The organism is Vibrio nigripulchritudo (assembly GCF_027924785.1).
Lineage (GTDB): Bacteria > Pseudomonadota > Gammaproteobacteria > Enterobacterales > Vibrionaceae > Vibrio > Vibrio nigripulchritudo.
Genome location: NZ_AP027050.1, coordinates 970,206 through 989,590, shown reverse-complemented (window position 1 = coordinate 989,590; position 19,385 = coordinate 970,206). Strand labels below are relative to the sequence as shown.

Annotated in this window: 18 protein-coding genes and 1 pseudogene; 11 read left to right on the top strand and 8 right to left on the bottom strand. The window is 45.9% G+C overall.

The genetic code is table 11. The features are described 5' to 3' along the window. Positions 1-94 precede the first annotated feature (94 nt). Positions 95-1,090, top strand: a complete 996-nt coding sequence (gene gntR, locus QMG91_RS22840; RefSeq protein ID WP_022599270.1) for a gluconate operon transcriptional repressor GntR — start codon at positions 95-97, stop codon at positions 1,088-1,090. Between the two features lie 71 nt (positions 1,091-1,161). Here gntR and pstB read toward each other — a convergent pair whose 3' ends face one another. The 4 genes from pstB to QMG91_RS22820 form a co-directional block, all read right to left on the bottom strand. After that, positions 1,162-1,914, bottom strand: a complete 753-nt coding sequence (gene pstB, locus QMG91_RS22835) for a phosphate ABC transporter ATP-binding protein PstB (RefSeq protein ID WP_281832715.1) — start codon at positions 1,912-1,914, stop codon at positions 1,162-1,164. Between the two features lie 128 nt (positions 1,915-2,042). Next, the gene (gene pstA / locus QMG91_RS22830; RefSeq protein WP_281832478.1) at positions 2,043-3,347 is read right to left on the bottom strand and encodes a phosphate ABC transporter permease PstA; all 1,305 of its coding nucleotides are present in this window, start codon (positions 3,345-3,347) and stop codon (positions 2,043-2,045) included. Beyond that, a complete protein-coding gene (pstC, locus tag QMG91_RS22825) occupies positions 3,340-4,722 on the bottom strand; it encodes a phosphate ABC transporter permease subunit PstC (protein ID WP_281832477.1) in 1,383 nt (460 codons plus the stop codon). Before pstC ends, pstA begins: the two co-directional genes overlap by 8 nt. Before the next feature lie 55 nt (positions 4,723-4,777). Further along, complete coding sequence (locus tag QMG91_RS22820) at positions 4,778-5,818, bottom strand: PstS family phosphate ABC transporter substrate-binding protein (protein ID WP_004400362.1); 1,041 nt, start codon at positions 5,816-5,818, stop codon at positions 4,778-4,780. Positions 5,819-6,118: 300 nt separating this feature from the next. Between QMG91_RS22820 and QMG91_RS22815 the strand changes: the two genes are divergently transcribed. Beyond that, on the top strand, positions 6,119-6,577 hold the full coding sequence (locus QMG91_RS22815; RefSeq protein ID WP_004400361.1) for a low molecular weight phosphatase family protein: 459 nt from the start codon (positions 6,119-6,121) through the stop codon (positions 6,575-6,577). Positions 6,578-6,590: 13 nt separating this feature from the next. On the opposite strand, the gene QMG91_RS22810 is transcribed toward QMG91_RS22815, so the two are convergent. Continuing rightward, on the bottom strand, positions 6,591-7,058 hold the full coding sequence (locus tag QMG91_RS22810) for a hypothetical protein (protein WP_281832476.1): 468 nt from the start codon (positions 7,056-7,058) through the stop codon (positions 6,591-6,593). 316 nt (positions 7,059-7,374) lie between these two features. Between QMG91_RS22810 and QMG91_RS22805 the strand changes: the two genes are divergently transcribed. The 3 genes from QMG91_RS22805 (at position 7,375) to QMG91_RS22795 (ending at position 11,340) form a co-directional block, all read left to right on the top strand. Next, on the top strand, positions 7,375-8,151 hold the full coding sequence (locus QMG91_RS22805; RefSeq protein ID WP_281832475.1) for a UDP-2,3-diacylglucosamine diphosphatase: 777 nt from the start codon (positions 7,375-7,377) through the stop codon (positions 8,149-8,151). 74 nt (positions 8,152-8,225) lie between these two features. Continuing rightward, entirely contained in the window at positions 8,226-9,512 is a 1,287-nt protein-coding gene (locus tag QMG91_RS22800; RefSeq protein WP_281832474.1) for an RNA polymerase sigma factor, read from the top strand. Between the two features lie 376 nt (positions 9,513-9,888). Continuing rightward, a complete protein-coding gene (locus tag QMG91_RS22795) occupies positions 9,889-11,340 on the top strand; it encodes a right-handed parallel beta-helix repeat-containing protein (RefSeq protein ID WP_281832473.1) in 1,452 nt (483 codons plus the stop codon). A 79-nt stretch (positions 11,341-11,419) separates the two neighbouring features. On the opposite strand, the gene QMG91_RS22790 is transcribed toward QMG91_RS22795, so the two are convergent. Next, positions 11,420-11,770 (bottom strand): YciI family protein, encoded by a 351-nt coding sequence (locus QMG91_RS22790; RefSeq protein WP_022561297.1) that lies wholly within the window; start codon positions 11,768-11,770, stop codon positions 11,420-11,422. A 232-nt stretch (positions 11,771-12,002) separates the two neighbouring features. Here QMG91_RS22790 and QMG91_RS22785 point away from each other — a divergent pair, with 232 nt between their 5' ends. The 6 genes and pseudogenes from QMG91_RS22785 (at position 12,003) to QMG91_RS22760 (ending at position 17,400) form a co-directional block, all read left to right on the top strand. Then, complete coding sequence (locus QMG91_RS22785) at positions 12,003-13,685, top strand: RluA family pseudouridine synthase (RefSeq protein WP_281832472.1); 1,683 nt, start codon at positions 12,003-12,005, stop codon at positions 13,683-13,685. A gap of 132 nt (positions 13,686-13,817) precedes the next feature. Further along, complete coding sequence (locus QMG91_RS22780; RefSeq protein ID WP_281832471.1) at positions 13,818-14,525, top strand: CDP-alcohol phosphatidyltransferase family protein; 708 nt, start codon at positions 13,818-13,820, stop codon at positions 14,523-14,525. After that, positions 14,525-15,457 carry a phosphatidate cytidylyltransferase gene (locus QMG91_RS22775; protein ID WP_022561294.1) on the top strand — a complete coding sequence of 311 codons (933 nt, stop codon included), beginning with the start codon at positions 14,525-14,527 and terminating at the stop codon, positions 15,455-15,457. The genes QMG91_RS22780 and QMG91_RS22775 overlap by 1 nt, the downstream gene beginning before the upstream one ends. A gap of 15 nt (positions 15,458-15,472) precedes the next feature. Beyond that, positions 15,473-16,105 (top strand): annotated as a pseudogene (locus tag QMG91_RS22770) (lysophospholipid acyltransferase family protein); the annotation flags it as partial. 39 nt (positions 16,106-16,144) lie between these two features. Continuing rightward, positions 16,145-16,654 carry a GNAT family N-acetyltransferase gene (locus QMG91_RS22765; protein WP_281832713.1) on the top strand — a complete coding sequence of 170 codons (510 nt, stop codon included), beginning with the start codon at positions 16,145-16,147 and terminating at the stop codon, positions 16,652-16,654. A 98-nt stretch (positions 16,655-16,752) separates the two neighbouring features. Beyond that, the gene (locus QMG91_RS22760; RefSeq protein ID WP_281832470.1) at positions 16,753-17,400 is read left to right on the top strand and encodes an MBL fold metallo-hydrolase; all 648 of its coding nucleotides are present in this window, start codon (positions 16,753-16,755) and stop codon (positions 17,398-17,400) included. On the opposite strand, the gene QMG91_RS22755 is transcribed toward QMG91_RS22760, so the two are convergent. Beyond that, positions 17,380-17,865, bottom strand: coding sequence for a methylated-DNA--[protein]-cysteine S-methyltransferase (locus QMG91_RS22755; protein WP_281832469.1), 486 nt, complete (start codon positions 17,863-17,865; stop codon positions 17,380-17,382). The genes QMG91_RS22760 and QMG91_RS22755 overlap by 21 nt on opposite strands. Then, positions 17,862-19,226 (bottom strand): DNA-3-methyladenine glycosylase 2 family protein, encoded by a 1,365-nt coding sequence (locus tag QMG91_RS22750; RefSeq protein ID WP_281832468.1) that lies wholly within the window; start codon positions 19,224-19,226, stop codon positions 17,862-17,864. The genes QMG91_RS22755 and QMG91_RS22750 overlap by 4 nt, the downstream gene beginning before the upstream one ends. Between the last annotated feature and the right edge of the window lie 159 nt (positions 19,227-19,385).

The window sequence follows — 19,385 nt, the reverse complement described above, 5'->3', positions numbered from 1 at the left end:
AGCATATAACGCTTTGAATTCTAAATCTTGAGGTCGCCTAGGTATGCGGATAGACTGTTACCAGTAACATGAAATATTCGTTAAGTGATAACCAGTGAAGAAAAAACGGCCAACACTACAGGATGTCGCGGATTTAGTTGGGGTCACTAAGATGACTGTCAGCCGCTGCTTACGCGACCCTTCTCAGGTTTCTGAAAAACTCAGTGTCAAAATTCAGCAAGCCGTTGAAGAGTTAGGATATATTCCTAATCGTGCACCAGATATTCTTTCTAATGCCAAAAGCAAAGCCATTGGCGTACTTGTTCCATCTTTGACCAATCAGGTTTTTGCCGAGGTTATTCGCGGAATTGAGCAAATTACTGCGCCTGCTGGCTATCAGACTATGATTGCTCACTACGGCTATAGCGCCGAAGTAGAAGAACAGAATATTGCATCGCTACTCTCTTACAACGTGGACGCGATGATTCTCTCTGAAAACGAACATACCCCAAAAGCCAAAAAGATGCTGGAAGTCGCTTCCATTCCGGTTATCGAAATTATGGATAGTGTTTCAGAGCGACTCCAGCAAGCTGTAGGTTTCAACAATCATCAAGCCGCTAAATCTATGACGAAAGCTATGATCGATTCTGGTCGTAAGAATATTGCGTATTTTGCAGCTCGAATGGATCGAAGAACCCAATTAAAAATGGCTGGTTACAGAGAAGCAATGCAAGAGGCTGGTTTAGAACCTTTGGAATTGCAAACCGAGTCTGCCTCTTCCTTCACACTGGGCGCAGAGCTGTTAAAGCAAACGTTAAAAAGTAATTCAGATACCGATGGTATATTCTGCACCAACGATGACTTGGCAATTGGAGCATTTTACGAGTGCATTCGACAAGGCATCAGCGTGCCAGATCAGATAGGAATTGCAGGATTTCATGGTCATGATATTAGCCAGGCGATGACTCCAAAACTGGCCACTGTAATAACGCCACGTGAAGAGATCGGCATTCAGGCTGCTACTCACCTACTAAAACGACTTGCCGGGGAACCTATCTCTGAACCTGTCATCGATCTAAGCTATCAAATCAACATGGGTGAAAGCCTCTAACCCTCTCCCATGCCACCTAATCATCAAAAAAGGAGCCGAGGCTCCTTTTTCATTTTTACTGACGGGCGGAGTTAACCAAATCGACCGCCGATGTAGTCTTGGGTTAACACATGTTCTGGTTGCTCGAAGACGCGTTTTGTGGAGTTCACTTCCACCAAATTTCCAAGGTGGAAATAAGCAGTACGATCCGAAACCCGCGAGGCCTGTTGCATCGAGTGGGTAACAATCACAATACTGAAGTTGTTTTTTAACTCTTCAATCAGTTCTTCAATAATACCCGTCGCAATAGGATCCAGCGCTGAACAGGGTTCGTCCATCAGGATAACTTCTGGTGCAATTGAAATAGTTCGCGCAATGCACAAACGTTGTTGCTGCCCACCAGATAAGCCAGTTGCCGGCTGGTCGAGACGATCTTTGATTTCTGCCCACAACCCAGCGCGCTCTAAAGATTGCTGAACCAGTTCGTCCAGTTGATCTTTATCGTCTACCAAACCATGGATTTTTGGGCCATAAGCAACGTTATCGTATATGGATTTTGGAAACGGATTCGGGCGTTGGAACACCATGCCTACCTGAGAGCGCAGCTCTACCGTTTCAACGCTCTTATCGTAGATATTGTTGCCGTCTAATGTGATGGAGCCTTTGACCATGCATCCGGGCACCGTATCGTTCATGCGGTTCAGGCAGCGCAGGAAAGTGGATTTACCACATCCAGAAGGGCCAATCATCGCCAATACTTCTCTCTCAGCAATATCCAGGCTCACTTCACGAATCGCTGGCTTTGCGCCAAATTCGTAGTCCACATGGACGTCGCGTGCCGACATTCTCGGGTTATCAACCAGCGGAATGCCAATGGTTCTGTCTGGCGCTGCCGCATGTTCTGGCGGATGGGCTTTTTCCATGCCAGAACCATCCATTGCGTCTACTGTTGTCGTAACCATAATTCTATCTCCTACCAACGACGCTCTAAGCGTTTGCGCATCACAACCGCGCATGCATTCATGAATGCCAGAAACGCCAGCAGCACCATGATTGCGCCAGAGGTGTTTTCGACAAATCCTTTTTCGGGGTTTTCAGCCCATAAATATATCTGCACAGGAAGTGCAGTTGCGGCATCCATCGGCCCTGACGGAATATCCACAATAAACGCCACCATGCCGATCATAAGTAGCGGTGCGGTTTCACCAAGCGCCTGGGCCATCCCAATAATGGTCCCGGTCAGCATTCCCGGCATAGCGAGAGGCAGCACATGATGCATGACCATCTGCATTTTGGATGCCCCAACTCCAAGCGCCGCATCCCGAATAGACGGAGGCACAGCTTTGATAGCCGCACGACTGGAAATAATGATGGTCGGCAACGTCATAAGGGTAAGCACCAAGCCACCAACCAGAGGGGCAGAACGTGGCAGGTCAGCAAAATTCAGAAAGATCGCCAAACCCAGTAAACCAAATACGATAGAGGGCACGGCGGCCAGATTATTGATATTGACTTCAATCAGTTCGGTCACCCGATTTTTAGGAGCAAACTCTTCCAGATATATTGCCGCCGATACACCAATTGGAAAACTCAGAGCCAGAGTAATCAGCAAGGTAAAGAATGAACCCACTGTCGCCCCCCAGATCCCAGCAAGTTCTGGATCCCGACTGTCACCATTGGTGAAAAAGTTGGTATTAAACGTGGTATTGATACGCCCTTGAGCCTTTAACTCGCTAAACCATTCAATGTCTTTGTTTTTGAACTGGCGCTCGTCTTCCGGTAATCTCGCATCAATATTCCCCTTGTTAAACTGATTAACGTTGTCACCTGCCAAGGCGTAATATGTGATGGTTTGACCTACTAAAGAGGAATCGGCGAGCACTCGGTCACGCAGATCGTATTCCGCTCCATTTGATATAAATCGATAGAGTGCGCGACGTTCTCGTCTTGATTCAACGTCTGGTAGTGCTGCTTTTATCGCATCACGCAGAACGTTTCGGTAACTGGCACTAAAGAGCGCCTCTTCAGAGAGATCACCGTCTTCAATTCTTAGTCTTTCGTGTGACAGCGTCACTTCAAGTTTTATTTCTGTGGTATAAAAAGCGGTGTAGCCTTCACTCACAATGGAAAAAATCAGCACGAAAAGAAAGCTGAATGCCAGTGATATCGAAGTAATACCGTAAGCCTTAAAACGGCTTTCACGCCCAAGGCGTCCGGCTAAACCCGACTGGATTCGCTCTTTTTTGATACTTGAGATACGTTGTAATTGATCAGTCATATTGTTCCCTATACTTCTTCACAATTCTCAGGGCGACAAAGTTCAGCGCTAAGGTGACAACAAATAAGGTTAAACCCAGAGCAAATGCAGCCAGTGTTTTGGGGCTGTCGAACTCTTGGTCCCCCACCAGCAGAGTCACTATCTGCACCGTTACTGTCGTAACCGAATCGAGAGGGTTTGCAGTCAGGTTGGCAGACAACCCTGCTGCCATCACCACTATCATGGTCTCGCCAATGGCACGTGATACAGCAAGCAATAATCCACCTACCACACCCGGCAATGCTGCGGGTACTACCACGTGACGAATCGTTTCCGATTTGGTTGCCCCTAAGCCTAAAGATCCGTCTCTGAGAGACTGGGGCACTGCGGTGATCACGTCGTCAGACAAAGAAGAGACAAAAGGTATGATCATCACTCCCATCACTACCCCCGCTGCTAAAGCACTTTCTGATGAAGCACTGGAGATGCCAATCCCATGAGCAATGTCTCGAATGAAAGGAGCAGCAGTTAAAGCCGCGAAAAAACCATAAACAACAGTGGGAATACCGGCCAATATTTCCAGAACGGGTTTTACAATGTTTCTTACTCGCGCATCTGCATATTCCGCCAGATAGATTGCACTCATCAATCCAACGGGTGCGGCAATACACATGGCGATAAAGGAAATCATCAATGTTCCGGTAAACAGCGGAATAGCGCCAAATGCCCCACTCGCTCCTTCCTGATCCGCACGCAAAGCGATTTGCGGCGACCATTCCAGACCGAAAATAAAATCTGTCGCCGGAATAATCTGGAAGAATCTCACTGCTTCAAACAGCACCGACAACACGATCCCTGCGGTGGTCAGAATGGCTAAAGTCGAACAGAACAGCAGGAAGATTTGCAGCATCTTCTCTACGTGATTTCTTGCCTTGAGTTTGGGTCTTACTGCACGCCAGCCATAGGCTAAACCCAGCAACGTCACAGACAGAATCGCAACAACCCGCAACGTATTCCCTGTGGCGTTCAGGCTTTGGTAATGCTCGGCAGCACTTAGCATCGCTGCATCTTCCGAAGGCGTAATGCCTCGGGCGATGTTCACCACCTGACTAAATGCCAGGCTCTCGGACCCTATCTGTTTAATAGTTTCGCTCGGGACTTGTGCCATGACCAGAGAGGAAACCAGAGTTGGCTCTAGGCTTTGCCAGATAACCAGTAATATAAGGGCAGGTACTGCGGCAAGCGCAGCAGCATAAGAACCGTAATAAGCCGGACGAGAATGAAGGCTGTTCAAACCGCCTGACTGAGATGCAACGGCCAACGAACGTTGGCGGGCCAGATAAAATGCTACGGCAGTGAGCGTGAGCAAAACGACAACCAGTGTCGAAGTATCCATACTACAACTCCTGAAATTAGAGGAAGGAGAACATCTCCTTCCTCGTTTGGAGTGACTACAGGTTCGGAGTCAGATCCATGGCTCCGTTACGTACTACTTTCCAGTCTCTTGCAGACAACGGGATTAATCCGCGGTCTGCCAGATAACCTTCATCGCCAATTGCATCTTCTGAAGTGAAGGCACGAACATAGTCTTTAAGGCCAGGAATCACTTTCTCATGCGCTTTCTTCACGTAGAAGTACAAAGAGCGTGAAACAGGGTAAGAACCGTCGCCAATGGCATTAAACGTTGGCGTTACGCCTGCGATTTTCGAACCCTGAACCTTGTCTGAGTTTTGATCCAGGAAGCTGAAACCAAAGATACCGAATGCCGCTGGGTTCGCTTCCAGTTTCTGAACGATCAAGTTGTCATTTTCACCCGCTTCAATGAACGCACCATCTTCACGAATACCGTGACAAATCGCCTTGTACTTTTTCTTGTCTGACTTTTTCAGAGCTTTAATTTCTGAGAATGTCTTACAACCGCCTTCCATTGCCAACTCTACGAACGCGTCACGCGTACCGGATGTGGGTGGAGGACCAAGCACTTCGATCTTCTTATTTGGAAGCGCTGGGTTAACCTGACTCCAGGTTTTGTATGGGTTGTCGATATAGTTGCCTTTGCCGTCTGGTACGACTTTCGCCAGAGCCAGGAAGATGTCTTTCAACGTAAGATCCAGTTGCTTAGACTTCTTAGAGTTTGCGAAGGCAATACCGTCGTAGCCTATCTTGATTTCCACGATGTCTTTGACGCCGTTCTTCGCACACAACTCGATTTCCGAGCTTTTAATTTTGCGAGAAGCGTTAGTAATGTCTGGTGTGTTTTCACCAACGCCTGCACAGAACAACTTCAAACCACCGCCTGAACCAGTAGACTCAATCTTTGGTACAGAAAAGTTACTGGTACGTCCAAAGCGTTCTGCAACCACAGTTGCAAAAGGGTAAACCGTAGACGAACCAACGATGCTGATGTAGTCGCGGGAAGCAGCGGCGGCATGGCTTGCACCGAACACTGCTGCTGCGGCACAGCTCGCCGCGATCAAAGCTTTCAATTTCACAATCAACCTCCAAGTCGATTTAAACGTTGTGATCCAATAATCTGGATTTGAAGTGTTTTTGCTCTGTCGAGCATTCTCAACATATCCCCGCTTATCTCGCTGGCAGTACATCCTTCATCCAGGAAAATCGCGGTTATGTTTTAGACAGTAGGAGGGCTAAATGACATTTAATTGACACTTTAATTAATATGGTTTGACAGAAAAAAGAAGTGAAAGATCGATCAAAGATCGCTCATTCTTTTTTTGGGAGCTCGATATTTTACGTCTAGGGTTGAGTGACTGGTGATATGGAGAGTCGCTATGGAAAAGCCGAGCCGCCCGTTAACATTTAAGGGAAGAAGTACCTCAAATCAAACTGCTAAAGTACCTAATAAAGGGGGGCGAAAGCCGCGGGTGCTATTTCTGTGTGACGGTAAAAGCGCCTGGTCTGGACTCGCTGCATCCATTTTAAAAGAAAAGGCAGGCAGCTTTTTCGATATCTATGCCGCTACCTGCAATCATTCCGATCATACAACAAAAAAGCTTCTTAAAAAGCTGGATATGGAGAGCATCAGTTGTGTCGAGGCTATGCAGTTGAGTTCCTGTAACCATCTGAATTACGATTACCTTATCGCACTCACCCCAAGTGCTTTGGCGAACACCAAAGCCCTCCCTTTGCATGACAAGTTCATTCCATGGAACATTGAAGATGAAAGCTACCCAGAGAGACAAATAAACGAGCAACTCAATTATCTTTTGTCTCTGTATCTGTACCAATAAGCAATTAGAAAACCTATTTGCATCTCTGCGAATTTAGCCAGTCGCCCAGAAACGCTTCAATTTGCTGGTAGTGACGAATGTTATAGTTGCTCACAAAGTAACTGGCATAAACGTCATTGATTTTCGCACTTCTCAAACAGGTATAATCTGAACCCGAGTCCGAGTCACACGAACCCCAATATTCATAACCGTCTGCATTCTTTTGAAATGCCAACCAGTCGTATTGGCTTGTTCCTTCATGGAAATATAGTGACTTCAACTCTTTAGATTGCTTAAGCTTTTTGTTACCAAGAGCGGGAATTTCAAAATCACTTTTGGTGAGGTTCACCATTAGGTTCTCGAAAATCTCACTGCCAGTTGGTAGGGTAACTTTGTGTTGAAACTTAGGGACGTGCTTCGCTATTTCATCACCTTCAAAAAACAACGATGGTCCGTAACCGTCGCTGGAGTCGAAGTTAGCGAGGCTAGCACTGAGGCTCATTTTACTTCCCGGAGAAAGAGATTCATGTGACAGACAAAATCCTTCCCATTTCATAGCACTTACCGAAGAGAAAGAGACAAAAGAGCTAATCAGTAAAAAAGTTAGGTTTCTTAGCTTCATTATTTTTCAGTTTTCAATCATGGCTAATCAAACTAGCAAATTTAATCGCAAGCTTACTCACTTTTATTACCAAATAGCGCGCATATCACAAACTTCGTCGGGGCAATATTTCAACAAAGCATCATCAATCATTAACTGGACTGTCATTTGAGCTTCTTAAGTTATTACTCAGTGTTACGACTTCAAGCAGGTTAATATGAAGCACAAACTTGATGTCAGAAGTATGTTTATCTCAGACCTTCACTTAGGGTTTAAAGATTGCAGAGCGGATTACCTCCTCGACCTTCTGAAAAATTGCCAAGCCGATACTCTCTATCTGGTCGGTGACATCATCGACCTCCAGTCCCTTCGAAAACGCATGTTCTGGCCATCCAGCCACCACAAAGTTGTCCACCGGATTATTAAGTTACAGCAAAGCGGAACGCGGGTTATCTATATTCCGGGCAACCACGACGCTGCCATGCGGCGTTACATTAAGCAGTTCTTTGCCGGAGTAGAAATTCTGCCTTTCGCCGATTTTACATCCCTCTCAGGAAAACGCTTTCTGGTGTGTCATGGCGATCAGTTCGATTCTGAAGTGTGTCTGGGAAAATGGCAGGCAACACTAGGAGATGTTCTTTACGACCTTCTGCTGTTTATCAACCGTTGGTCAAATAAGTTTCGAACCATATTGGGCATGGAGTACTTTTCTCTGTCCAACTACATCAAAGAACGCATTCCCAAAGCCAGTCAGGCAATCACTCGCTATCAGGAAGCGGGACTGAACTATGCCGAGAAAAACGGTTACGACGGCATCATTTGTGGGCATATTCATTACCCGGAAGTGGTACACAGAGGTGAGATGGTTTATGTTAACGACGGCGACTGGATAGAAAACTGCACTGTTTTTGTCGAACACCATGACGCCAGTATGGAACTGATCTATTGGCCTAAGCATGTGGCATCTGTGTCTAAAATTGCCGCAGCCGCATAAGTGCCATTCTCATCTATGTCACTAAGGCTCTGATAAACTATCATTTAGTGGTTAGTCGCCGAGAGTCTGAATAAATGAATGTTGAAAGCACCCTATCTTCACTTTACCGAGCTGAGTCACCAAAAATACTGGCTTCTCTGATTCGGATTTTCGGTAATCATAATATCGATCTTGCCGAAGATATGATGCATGAAGCGTTTAACACGGCGCTGCTTCGCTGGCAAAATGATGGCTTACCAGATAACCCGAAAGCGTGGTTGATACAGACGGCTAAAAACCGCGCCATCGACCTTATCCGTTCTCAAAAGAATAAAATTAAGCTTTCTGAACAGCTTTCCGATTTTCTGGAAAGTGAATGGACTATGAGCCATTCGGTAGAAGAATCCTTCCACGAACCCTTTATTCGGGATGAACAACTCCGGTTAATTTTTCTCAGCTGCACGACAGACATTAAGCCACAGAATCAGATTCCTTTTATTCTCAAAGCGTTGTGTGGTTTTAATAACAGGGCTGTTGCCAGCGCTTTGTTGTTGCCTGAGGAAACGGTAAAGAAACGTCTGCTTCGCACTAAACAGCAATTAAAAGAACTGCCTGATCAGCTGCCTGACGAAGCGGATTACCAACAGGTGATCGAGCGCGTACATACGGTGGTTTATTTACTTTTCAATGAAGGATTTCACTCTACCGACCACAAATCCGCCATTCGAAAAGAGCTCTGTATCGATGCCATTGCTTTGCTAAAGCTGGTCATTGAGCACCCTACTCTGCCGAATAAAGAAACCTTATCTCTCTTTGCACTGATGCATTTTCACCTTGCGCGCATTGACACTCGTTTGGATGAGCAAGATTCTCTTATCCCGCTCAATCTGCAGAATCGCAGGTTGTGGAATCAACATTACATCGCCGCAGGTTGCCAGATGCTGGCTGTTGCCAAAGCTTACCGCGACCCACGAAAAGGTCGATTTTTTCTCGAAGCCAGTATTGCCGAGAAACACTGCGTTAGTGCGCATTTTGAAGATACCTGTTGGTCTGACATTGTCGAACTGTACAAAGAATTGGTGGAGCAAACAGATTCCGATGTTGCGCGCCTTAACCTTGCGGTTGCGCTGGGCTATGCGGGGTTCTCCGAACAAGCTATCGGCGTTGTAGGCAATTTGGGGAAATCGCCTGTTCTGTCCAAAACGCATATGCTGGATGCGACACTTGCTCATTTGTACGCCATGGCAGGCGATAAAGACAAGGCACTGGCTTATGCTAAGTCATCTGGAGAAAAAGGCGGCACACCACATGAACAACAATTGATGAGGCAACAGCTGGACCATTTATTAAAAGTGGAACCTAAAAACACGTCGCAGAAATAAACGTCTTCCTCCTTTCTTAAATAAGATACTTAAAAGAAATAAATCCTCGGTAAAAATTCAATAAAAGCCCATCTATTTTCATTTTTAAAACAGATAAACGACCTTGGCGTTGATATTATCAAATCGTGGATTTATTTAATTCCCATTAAAGAATTCAAATAAATTTCATATGCGGTTCATATACTAAGCTCAATTTGGCTAGTTACATACGTTCCCCAACTGTTGTCAGAAGTTAGGGTAGCTATATATATCAGGTCGTCACCTTTATTAGACAAACCTTACCTGAAAAATAGCTTTTTCTTGAGCTCAAATTTATCTCATTAAAGTCGCCGATTATTTAATTTAAACGGCTGATACTTTTATTTAGGAGCCACGCATGAATAATAAATTTATCCCAATTGCGTTAGTTTCACTTTTATTAACCACTCCCACACACGCCTCTGGTCCGGCTAGCGCCAATGTTATGGATTACGGTGCAGTAGGAAATGGTATTACTGATGACACTAGCGCATTTAACGATTGCCTCAGTAATAACCAGGTATGCTGGGTCGAGCCGGGAAAAGCTTTTAAAGTTGCCGATGTAAAAATGAACGAAGGGAACCGACTTATCGGCTTTGGAAGCGTTCAGTACGGCATGGTGAAGTACCAGGGTAGCTCCCCCTATGACGAAGCGTTAAAACCTGTTTTGATCGGGGGAAGTGGAAACAGAACGGAACCTTCAATAATTGATGCCAGCTACGTCAGTGTTGGTGCAGGCATTGAGGGTATTACCATTGATTGTGGTGGACAAACCATGAATGGTATATCCGGAGGAAGTAATCAGTTAACCGTCCAGGGTGTGACCATCGTGGGATGCAAAAACGGAATTGGCGGCTCAGGTCAAAACCAGAGCATCGATTCATACACCAGCAGTGCACACATCACCAACAGTACTTTTGGCGGCAATGAAATTGGCGTCGCAAACCTTGTTGACTCGTTTGTGGTAAACGGCGATTTTGCCAATAACAGTAATATTGGGCTGTACTTAGGGGCTGGAGCCAACGCCAACACCATAGTTAACACGCGCTTTGAATGGAATGAAGGACCTGGGATATCCAGCTACGGTGGAACAGCGCAAAATTCAATTTCAAACAGCTTTTTCGATCGCAACCACGGTCCGGGAATTGTACTGATAGGCGTGGAAAGCATGACAATATCAAACAGTTCGTTCAACCGGAATGGTTCGATAAACAATGCAGGTAATGATGCTCAGATTGATATGTACAATTCCAGCAATATTAGCATCACGGGCAGTACCAGCACAGTTGGACAAGATGATGGAGGCATCGGTGTGTTTACACCTAAATACATCATTGCTTATGGAGGCACGAACAAAAACATTTCGATAGCCGGAATGGCAACATCTGGAAAGTTCAGCAGCTCAAACCCTGATGGATCTTATACGGTAGCACCAACAAAAGGACAGGAGCCTACCGAAGGATACAGTGTGGTCGGCGTGAACGACATTCCCGATACCCAACCGACAGTAACTGGCATAACGGCATATTCGGGTGGCGGTCGATCAAACGCCACACTTTTAACCTCTACGGTCAATACAGTAAGTACTGCGGGCGCAAATAATGCTTCGGTCAAACTCACCAAATGTGTTACGGGCAGACAACAGACCATAGCTAATGAGAGTGATAAACCCATTAAAGTTTACGGAAAAGGCAGTGACAAAATAAATGGCAACGCTGCTCATTTAGGCATTGTCCAAATCGAGTACTCGATCGCCACTTATGTTTGCGTAAGAAACAACAATTGGGCACGCATAATGAGTAAGGATTAGAGGCAAGTCACTATCTAAAACGACAAAAAAGCCCAGACACTCTGCGTGTCTGGGCATTAAATAAGGCAGGAATGACAGGTTAGCCCATTTGCATAATTTCACGGACTTCCACAGAGCAGCCCGGGTGATTAAAGATCGGGCAAGTCTTAGTGATTTCCACCGCTTCATCATAGCTTTCTGCTTTCACAATCGAATAGCCAGACACCAGCTCTTTAAACTCAATCGCTGCAATATCCGTTACTACACCATCAGCATTTACACGTTTGCCACCGTAATTTAGCGGATCTCCACCATCGACCAGTTGATCTTTCGCTCTTAGTTTTTCCATCCAGTCAGTCCAGGCTTGCATCGCGGCTTCCATATCCGCGGGTGTAGTGTTTGTTGCCCATTCTGGATCGCCACCAACATAAATCAACATGTAATTACTCATTGTTTTCTCCTTGTTAAATACACTTTTATTGTTAGAACTAACCTGAATCAGTTAGCTACACTAGACGAACCACACTTCCGCTCGAGGACACTTTTTCTAAAAAAATTTCGATTTTTTTATTTTTTCTTAATTTTCAGCTTCTTGAATAAATAGGCTATTGCGCTCATCTGTACTTTTACCTGCAATTCCGTAAAATCCACCGCTCATTGTTACTATGAGTATATAAGCGAATATGTCTTCTGCTGTTTCTTACTTCACCCGATTCCAGTCATCCATTGAAGGCTATTCCCTACCCGAACGGTTTACGTTTCCGTTTTATTACCAACCTCATCCGCTTTGTGAACTGGCTTCGCAAGAGCTTCAGGCACATATTCAAACTCAGACCGACTGGGTACACGACTTTGGGTTGGGCGACGATCCATCTACTGGCAAAGGCAAAATGTTCGGTATTCTGCTGGTTCAGAATGAACTTGGCGAACTGGGTTATTTGTCGGCATTTTCAGGCAAAGTAGCGGATAGCAACCATCTTCCGGGTTTTGTTCCACCGGTGTACGACTGGCTGGCAGACGACAGTTTCGTTCAGGCTGAAATGGATGAAGTGACCAAGGTAAACACCCAAGTGGATGCACTTAAGGTGAATCCCGATTTTGACGTGCTTGCCGAAAGCCTGTCAGAACTTAAAAAACAATCAGAAATCGAGCTTGAAGAACAGCGCCAGAAAATGATTGCCGGACGAGCCAACAGAAAAGCACTGAGAGCCGAAGCAGAAAACACTCTGAAAGGTGATGAACTGGATGCGCTTAAGGAAGAACTTGGCAAACAGAGTGTTGCGGAAAAGAACCAACAGAAGCACTTGAAACTCAAGTGGCAACAACGAATTGATGAAGTGCAGCAGAATTTAGACGCCCTAACTGCCGAACTGGAAGCATTGAAAGAAAAACGCAAAGCGCTGTCTGCCGCACTGCAAAACAAGCTGTTTGATCAGTACCGCTTCTTAAATCAGGCGGGTGACGAAAAGTCACTGCTCGATATATTCTCTCAGACGACCAACCCAATTCCACCCGCTGGTTCTGGCGAATGCGCTGCACCTAAACTTTTGCACTACGCGTTTGCTAACCAGTTAAAGCCTGTGGCTATTGCGGAATTTTGGTGGGGCGTTTCGCCAAAATCAGAAGTTCGACAGCATAAAAAATACTACCCAGCCTGCCAAAGCAAGTGCCACCCGATTTTAGGTCACATGCTGGAAGGCATGGAGATGGACGAAAACCCACTGCTAAAAAACCCGGCAGAAGGGAAAGAAATCGACATCCTCTATCAGGACGAAGCCATCGTTGTCGTCAACAAGCCTTCGGAGTTTCTCTCTGTACCCGGTCGTTTTATTCAGGACTCGGTTTTCCACCGCTTGCAAGAACGTTTCCCTGATGTGGAAGGACCATTTGTGATTCATCGGCTCGACATGTCTACCTCTGGTATTCTGGTTTTTGCTTTGACACGGCGAGCAAACAAAAGCCTTCAAAAACAGTTCATTACCCGACACGTTCAAAAGCGATATGTGGCACTAATAGAAGGCTCACCCGAAAGCGACAATGGAGAAATTCATCTGCCGATGCGTGGTGATCCTGACGATCGCCCTCGCCAGCTCGTCTGCTATGAACACGGAAAACCCGCCGAAACTAAATGGGAAGTACTGGAGCGAATCGGATCGCGTACCAAAGTCCGCTTATATCCTAAAACCGGACGAACCCACCAGCTCAGAGTTCATTGTGCTCACCAACAAGGGCTGCACATGCCAATCGTCGGTGACGATCTCTATGGCATAAAAGAGAACCGCCTTCACTTGCACGCCGAATGGCTTGCTTTTGATCACCCCTACTCCAAAGAACCCATGGAGTTTCAGGTTGATGCTGACTTTTAAACCCTTACCTATTCCTTTCTTTCGGAACAGGCTTCTTAAGTTTGTGAAAAACCTCTGATTATTAGGGATTTAAAGTCTATACAGTATGTTCAATGTTTATAATCCAACCAAACAAGTTGCATGGAAGATACTGTGTCATCAGAAGAAATCGAAGGGCGTCGCCCGTTAAAAGTTCGCCAGGTTGGGATCAGCAGGAAAATCGCTGCTTGGCTTGCCCGCCGTTCCGTCACTCCTAATCAAATATCCATCGCCAGTGTTGTGTTTTCAGCATTGGCTTCAGCCGCTTTAATTGCTCAATCTTTTGCGCCTCAAGCATGGCTGGTTAATACGTTATTAGTTTGTGTTGCTCTGTTTATTCAGTGTCGCCTGCTTTGCAACCTTTTTGACGGCATGGTGGCAGTAGAAGGCGGTAAAAGTACACCTTCTGGAGAACTGTTTAACGACATTCCCGATCGCATCGCTGATTCCCTTATTTTCATTGCTCTGGGGTATTCCCTTATCCAGCTTTACCCATACGCGATTCACTTGGGTTGGCTCGCGGCATTACTGGCAGTTGGAACGGCTTATGTTCGCACCCTAGCCACCGCAATCGGCAGCAAAACCGATTTTCGTGGACCAATGGCAAAACAGCACAGAATGGCGCTGGTTACATTTGGGTCAATTGCCACCATTTGGGAGCAAATCTGGCTGCCACAAGGGGCTGTTTTCCTCACCGTTTTGGTGGTGGTCAATTTGGGTTGTGTGATCACCTTAGTAAGAAGAGCGCGCGCCGCCTATTTGTATCTGGAGAATCAGCCACAAAGTACGCCATCAAAAGAAAATAGCGCAGAGGAACAATAATGTTTGGAATTCCTCAATACTCCTTCTACGTCATGGCGTTGGTGCTGGCGCTACTCTGCATAGGCACCTTGGTTTGCTGGTTTAAACAGGTTAAACACCCCGACAAAGACTATACGGAGCTGAGCCAACGCATCACCTCTTGGTGGTGGATAATTGGATTGGTGTTCTTTGTTCTTATCCTAAGTAAAAATGCTGCCATCGCCTTTTTTGGTTTTGTAAGTTTTCTGGCACTAAAAGAATTCCTGTCGATCATTCCCACTCGATTGGCTGACCGCCGAGTGATTTTATGGGCTTACATTGCCATCCCACTTCAGTATCTCTGGGTGGGTTATGAATGGTACGGAATGTTCCTGATCTTCATTCCGGTGTATGTCTTCCTGTTTCTGCCTATGCGAATGGTTTTGCTGGGCGACACTAAAGGGTTTATCCACTCTGCTGGTGTCATCCACTGGGCAATGATGCTTACGGTTCTGTGTATCAGTCACATTGCCTACCTGTTGGTTCTGCCAGTTAAGAACCCAGAAGCGGGTCATATTGGTCCTATCCTGTTTCTGCTGTTTATGACTCAATTGAATGACGTCTCGCAGTATGTCTGGGGGAAATCTCTGGGTAAGCACAAAATTGTTCCCAAAGTCAGCCCCAACAAAACATGGGAAGGATTTATTGGAGGCGTGGTCACCATCTCGTTGATGAGCGCATTAATCGCACCGTTTTTGACGCCGTTTTCTCATGCTCAGGGATTGCTGGCAGGCGCCTTGATTGCCTTTTCAGGCTTTGTTGGGGATCTGGTGATTTCTTCAGTGAAGCGTGATTTGCAAATCAAAGACAGCGGTACTCTGATTCCGGGTCATGGCGGTGTTCTTGATCGGCTTGATAGCCTTACCTTCACGTCTCCGCTGTTTTTCCATCTGCTCTACTACCTTCATTACTAACAAGGATCAAAGAAGATGAACCGACTAATAAAAGTATTGTTCTTTGCTCTGGTAGTGAAGCCGTTTGTGCTGGTGGTGATTGGCTTGAACACCAGAGGAAGGGAAAACCTGCCGGGTCAGGGAGGATATGTGGTGATTGCGAATCACAATAGTCACTTAGATACCTTAGTGCTCATGAGCCTGTTCCCTCTTTCACAAATTCACAAAATCCGACCTGTTGCTGCTGCCGATTATTTTCTCGAACAAGGTGGATTCAAAGCTTGGTTTGCTAACGTTTGTATTGGCATTCTGGCTCTGGACAGGCAAGGAAAATCCGACAGAAATGCTCTGTTCGACGAGTGCCACAAAGCCATTCATAACGGCGACATTCTCATTCTTTTTCCTGAGGGAAGCAGAGGCAACCCAGAAGAATTCAGCGAGTTGAAAAAAGGGATATTCTATCTGGTGGATCAGCATCCCGAGACGTCTATCATCCCTGTAATGATGCACGGTTTGGGTAAAGCGATGCCAAAAGGCAGCAAGATTCCCGTACCCTTTAACTGTGACTGCATCATCGGAGAGCCTCTTCCTAGATCTGACAGTGCGGATACGTTTCTGGATACCATTATCGAGTCCTTTACGGAGCTTGCAGAGCACTGCCTGACTCGAGACAAAAATAAGGCATTGGAATTCAACCAGCCGGATTTGGTGATTAAAACAGACAGACTTACGATCCGCCCTGTCGTACCCGAAGATAAAGAAGACTTACTCAGTTACCTTTCCAACCCGAATGTTGCTCAATATCTACCAGATGGCATTTATGACGAAGCCAAAGTTGACGCCTGGCTGGAGGAGCAACTGGAAACGTCTCCTGTTGCCTACTCTTTAATTGAAAACAAGAGCAACACCGCAATCGGGCATATTCATTTCCACCCCACTTTTAACGACTATACCTATGAAATCGGCTGGGTGATTCACCCAGACTCGCAAAAGAAAGGATATGCGTTCGAAGCGGCGAAAGCGCTGATGGAACATGGCTTTGCCAAAATGAATATTCAACGTATCGTCGCGACGTGCCAGCCAGAAAATACTGCCTCTTATCAGCTAATGGAAAAGCTTGGAATGCGCCGTGAAGGACACTTTAAACAGTGTATTCAGCGCTCGAACGGAGAATGGTGGGACGAGTATTTTTACGCCATATTAAAAACGGAAATGTGAGGCATTGCCTCAAACTTCATCGTTCCACAGGAGTATATTATGTACAGCAAGCCTTCCAACTATGAAGACTTGCTGTATACAACTCAAGGACTGAGACGATGAAAAAGTTATATCCCGATTTATGGCAAACCGCCCTTTATGACGGTGGAATGGTTAACAGCTACGCTTATCTTTTGACACGCCCGAACGGCAATATTCTTTTTTACAATACTGGCGATAACGACGAGCTACAGCATATTGAAGAACTTGGCGGTATCCGCTATCAACTGCTTACTCACCGAGATGAAGCAGGACCTTCTCTAGAGAGAATTCGAAAACGATTTAACTCTCAACTCCTCTATTCTGAAGCTGAATCCGATGCTATTAGCCAGTATGCAAAGGCAGACCAGCTTTTAGAATTAAAAGACACAAGGTTTGAAGACATTGAAGTGCTGTTCACTCCGGGTCATACCGATGGCAGCGTATGTTATATCTATCACTCTCCACATGGACTTACCTATTTGTTTACAGGTGATACGTTTTTCCAATGGGATGGTCGTTGGACGACATTCATTATCCACAGCTTTGGCGGAAGCGAAGATTCAACAATTCAAAGCTTAAAGAAACTTCGCTCCGTAAAACCCAATGTGGTAATGAGCAGCGGATTTATAGGAAAAATAGGCTTAGTCGAACCCACTTATGTCGAGTGGGTATCAGCTATCGACGGTGAAATTAACCGACTTAAATTACACATCGATTCCCTCTAATTTAAGCAGAGCTTGCTTGCGCTCCAAACCACCCGCGTAGCCCGTTAGCTTACCGCTTTTTCCAATCACCCGATGGCAAGGCACGATCACTGATATCGGGTTTTTGCCATTCGCCAGCCCTACAGCCCTTACGGCTTTGGGGTTGCCTATGGCATTGGCAAGCTCTTGGTAACTCCAGGTTTCACCAAAAGGAATGGTGGTCAGAGCTTTCCAGACTTGTTTCTGAAAGTCTGTACCCTTCGCAGCCAATGGCACGTCGAAAGACTGCCTGTTGCCGTCGAAATATTCACTAAGCTCGACGCTGGCTTGTTTCAAGACGGGATGATTAGCCTGCTCGGTTCCGAGTTCATCCGGTTTGGTGGTGCAGGTTTCAAACCAAATGCCTAATAATCCTTCTTCATTGGCTTGTAGGGTCACGTCGCCAAGTTTGCTTGGCATAATGGTGTATACGTTAGCGTTTTTCATAATGGTGTATTCCAGCAATGTAAGGTAGCGTAACTTCCCCAAGGGGCAACGTTTTCTTGCGTCATATCCGGATGGTGTTCCATCGCTTTTTTAACCACCAGATCTCCGGATAAAAAACAGTCGGTTAGTGATTGCCCTCTTAACTGGGCATAGTTAATTGTCCAAGGTCCTACCCCTTTTATCTCGATCCACTCTTTAGGGTCGGCATCGGGGTGTGCAACAACGTAGTGGGCAAATCGGTGTAGAGTTTCTTTTCGGCTATTCGGCATTTTCAGAAAACTAAGATCCGCCCTTGCAACTTGTTCTGGCGTCGGAAAATACAACTTGTCAGAACTGCCATTCAACGTTGAAACCAGAAGGTTTAGCTGACCAATAGCCGCTTTCACAGAAACCTGTTGTCCTAAAATGGCGCGAACACCCGCTTCCCAAGGGCTCCAGACTCCAGGAATTCGAATACCCGATTCCTGCACCAAGGTTGGGGCTGCTTTGCTAAGGTGTTGCTCAACTTCCGATATGTTGACATCCAGATCGAACATTCTTCTCAACTTAAGCACCAGCGGTTTTAAGTCTGTAATCTCTTCCAATTCAAACTCAACCTGCATGAGCTGTTTTGATTCTACCGTCGCCTTAAACCAGCCCTTGTGACCATTGAGTTTAAAATGACGAGCATAAAAATTATCACCGACGTCTTCAACTCCGTGTATTGCCCTCATGCGGTAGAAATTGAGCATATGCTCCCAATGCAGCGGGACTTTAAAGCCCAGCCGAACCTGATTGGTTTGTGCTTCCATGTCTTCTGATTTTCTCACTTGGGACGGAGTAAGTTTTAGCAGCGTTTTAAATGCATCGTTAAAACGTCGAACACTGTTAAAGCCACTAGCAAAAGCGATGTCACTGACACTCACAGAGCTTTCGTGCAGTAATTGCTTAGCGAACATCAACTGATGATACTGGGCATATTGTTTTGGTGACATGCCCAGATACTTATCAAAAAGCTTCCGCAGATACCGGTCTGATATACCTAACCGATCTGAAAGCCCCGTTATCCCATGAGTTTGCAACGCGCCTTGCTCGATCAGTTTGATTGCTCTCTGGAACGACGTTTCTGCGCCTTTCCATGCCCATGAACTGGGTGCGCTATCCGGTCGGCAACGCAAGCAAGGTCGGTAGCCTGCCTGTAGCGCCTGTGCTTGATCGAAGTAATAAGTCACATTTTTTTCCTGTGGCAGATTCGCAGGACAAATTGGGCGGCAGAATATGCCAGTGGTTTTCACGGCCACAAAAAATCGACCGTCAAATCGATGATCCCGTGCCATTCTGGCTTTCTTACACTCTTCGATGGTTAAGGGCTGAATGTCCATTTACCTGATTTCCTTTAACTGCGTGAAGCCAGTGTACGCCATTTATCAACTTAAACTAGCCATTTTCGGAACCAAATGGATACGAGAATTTTACACTCCATACACAGATTGCTTATTTCCCGTGAAGTGAATCCTAAATTACGAAATTGCATTCGCTAA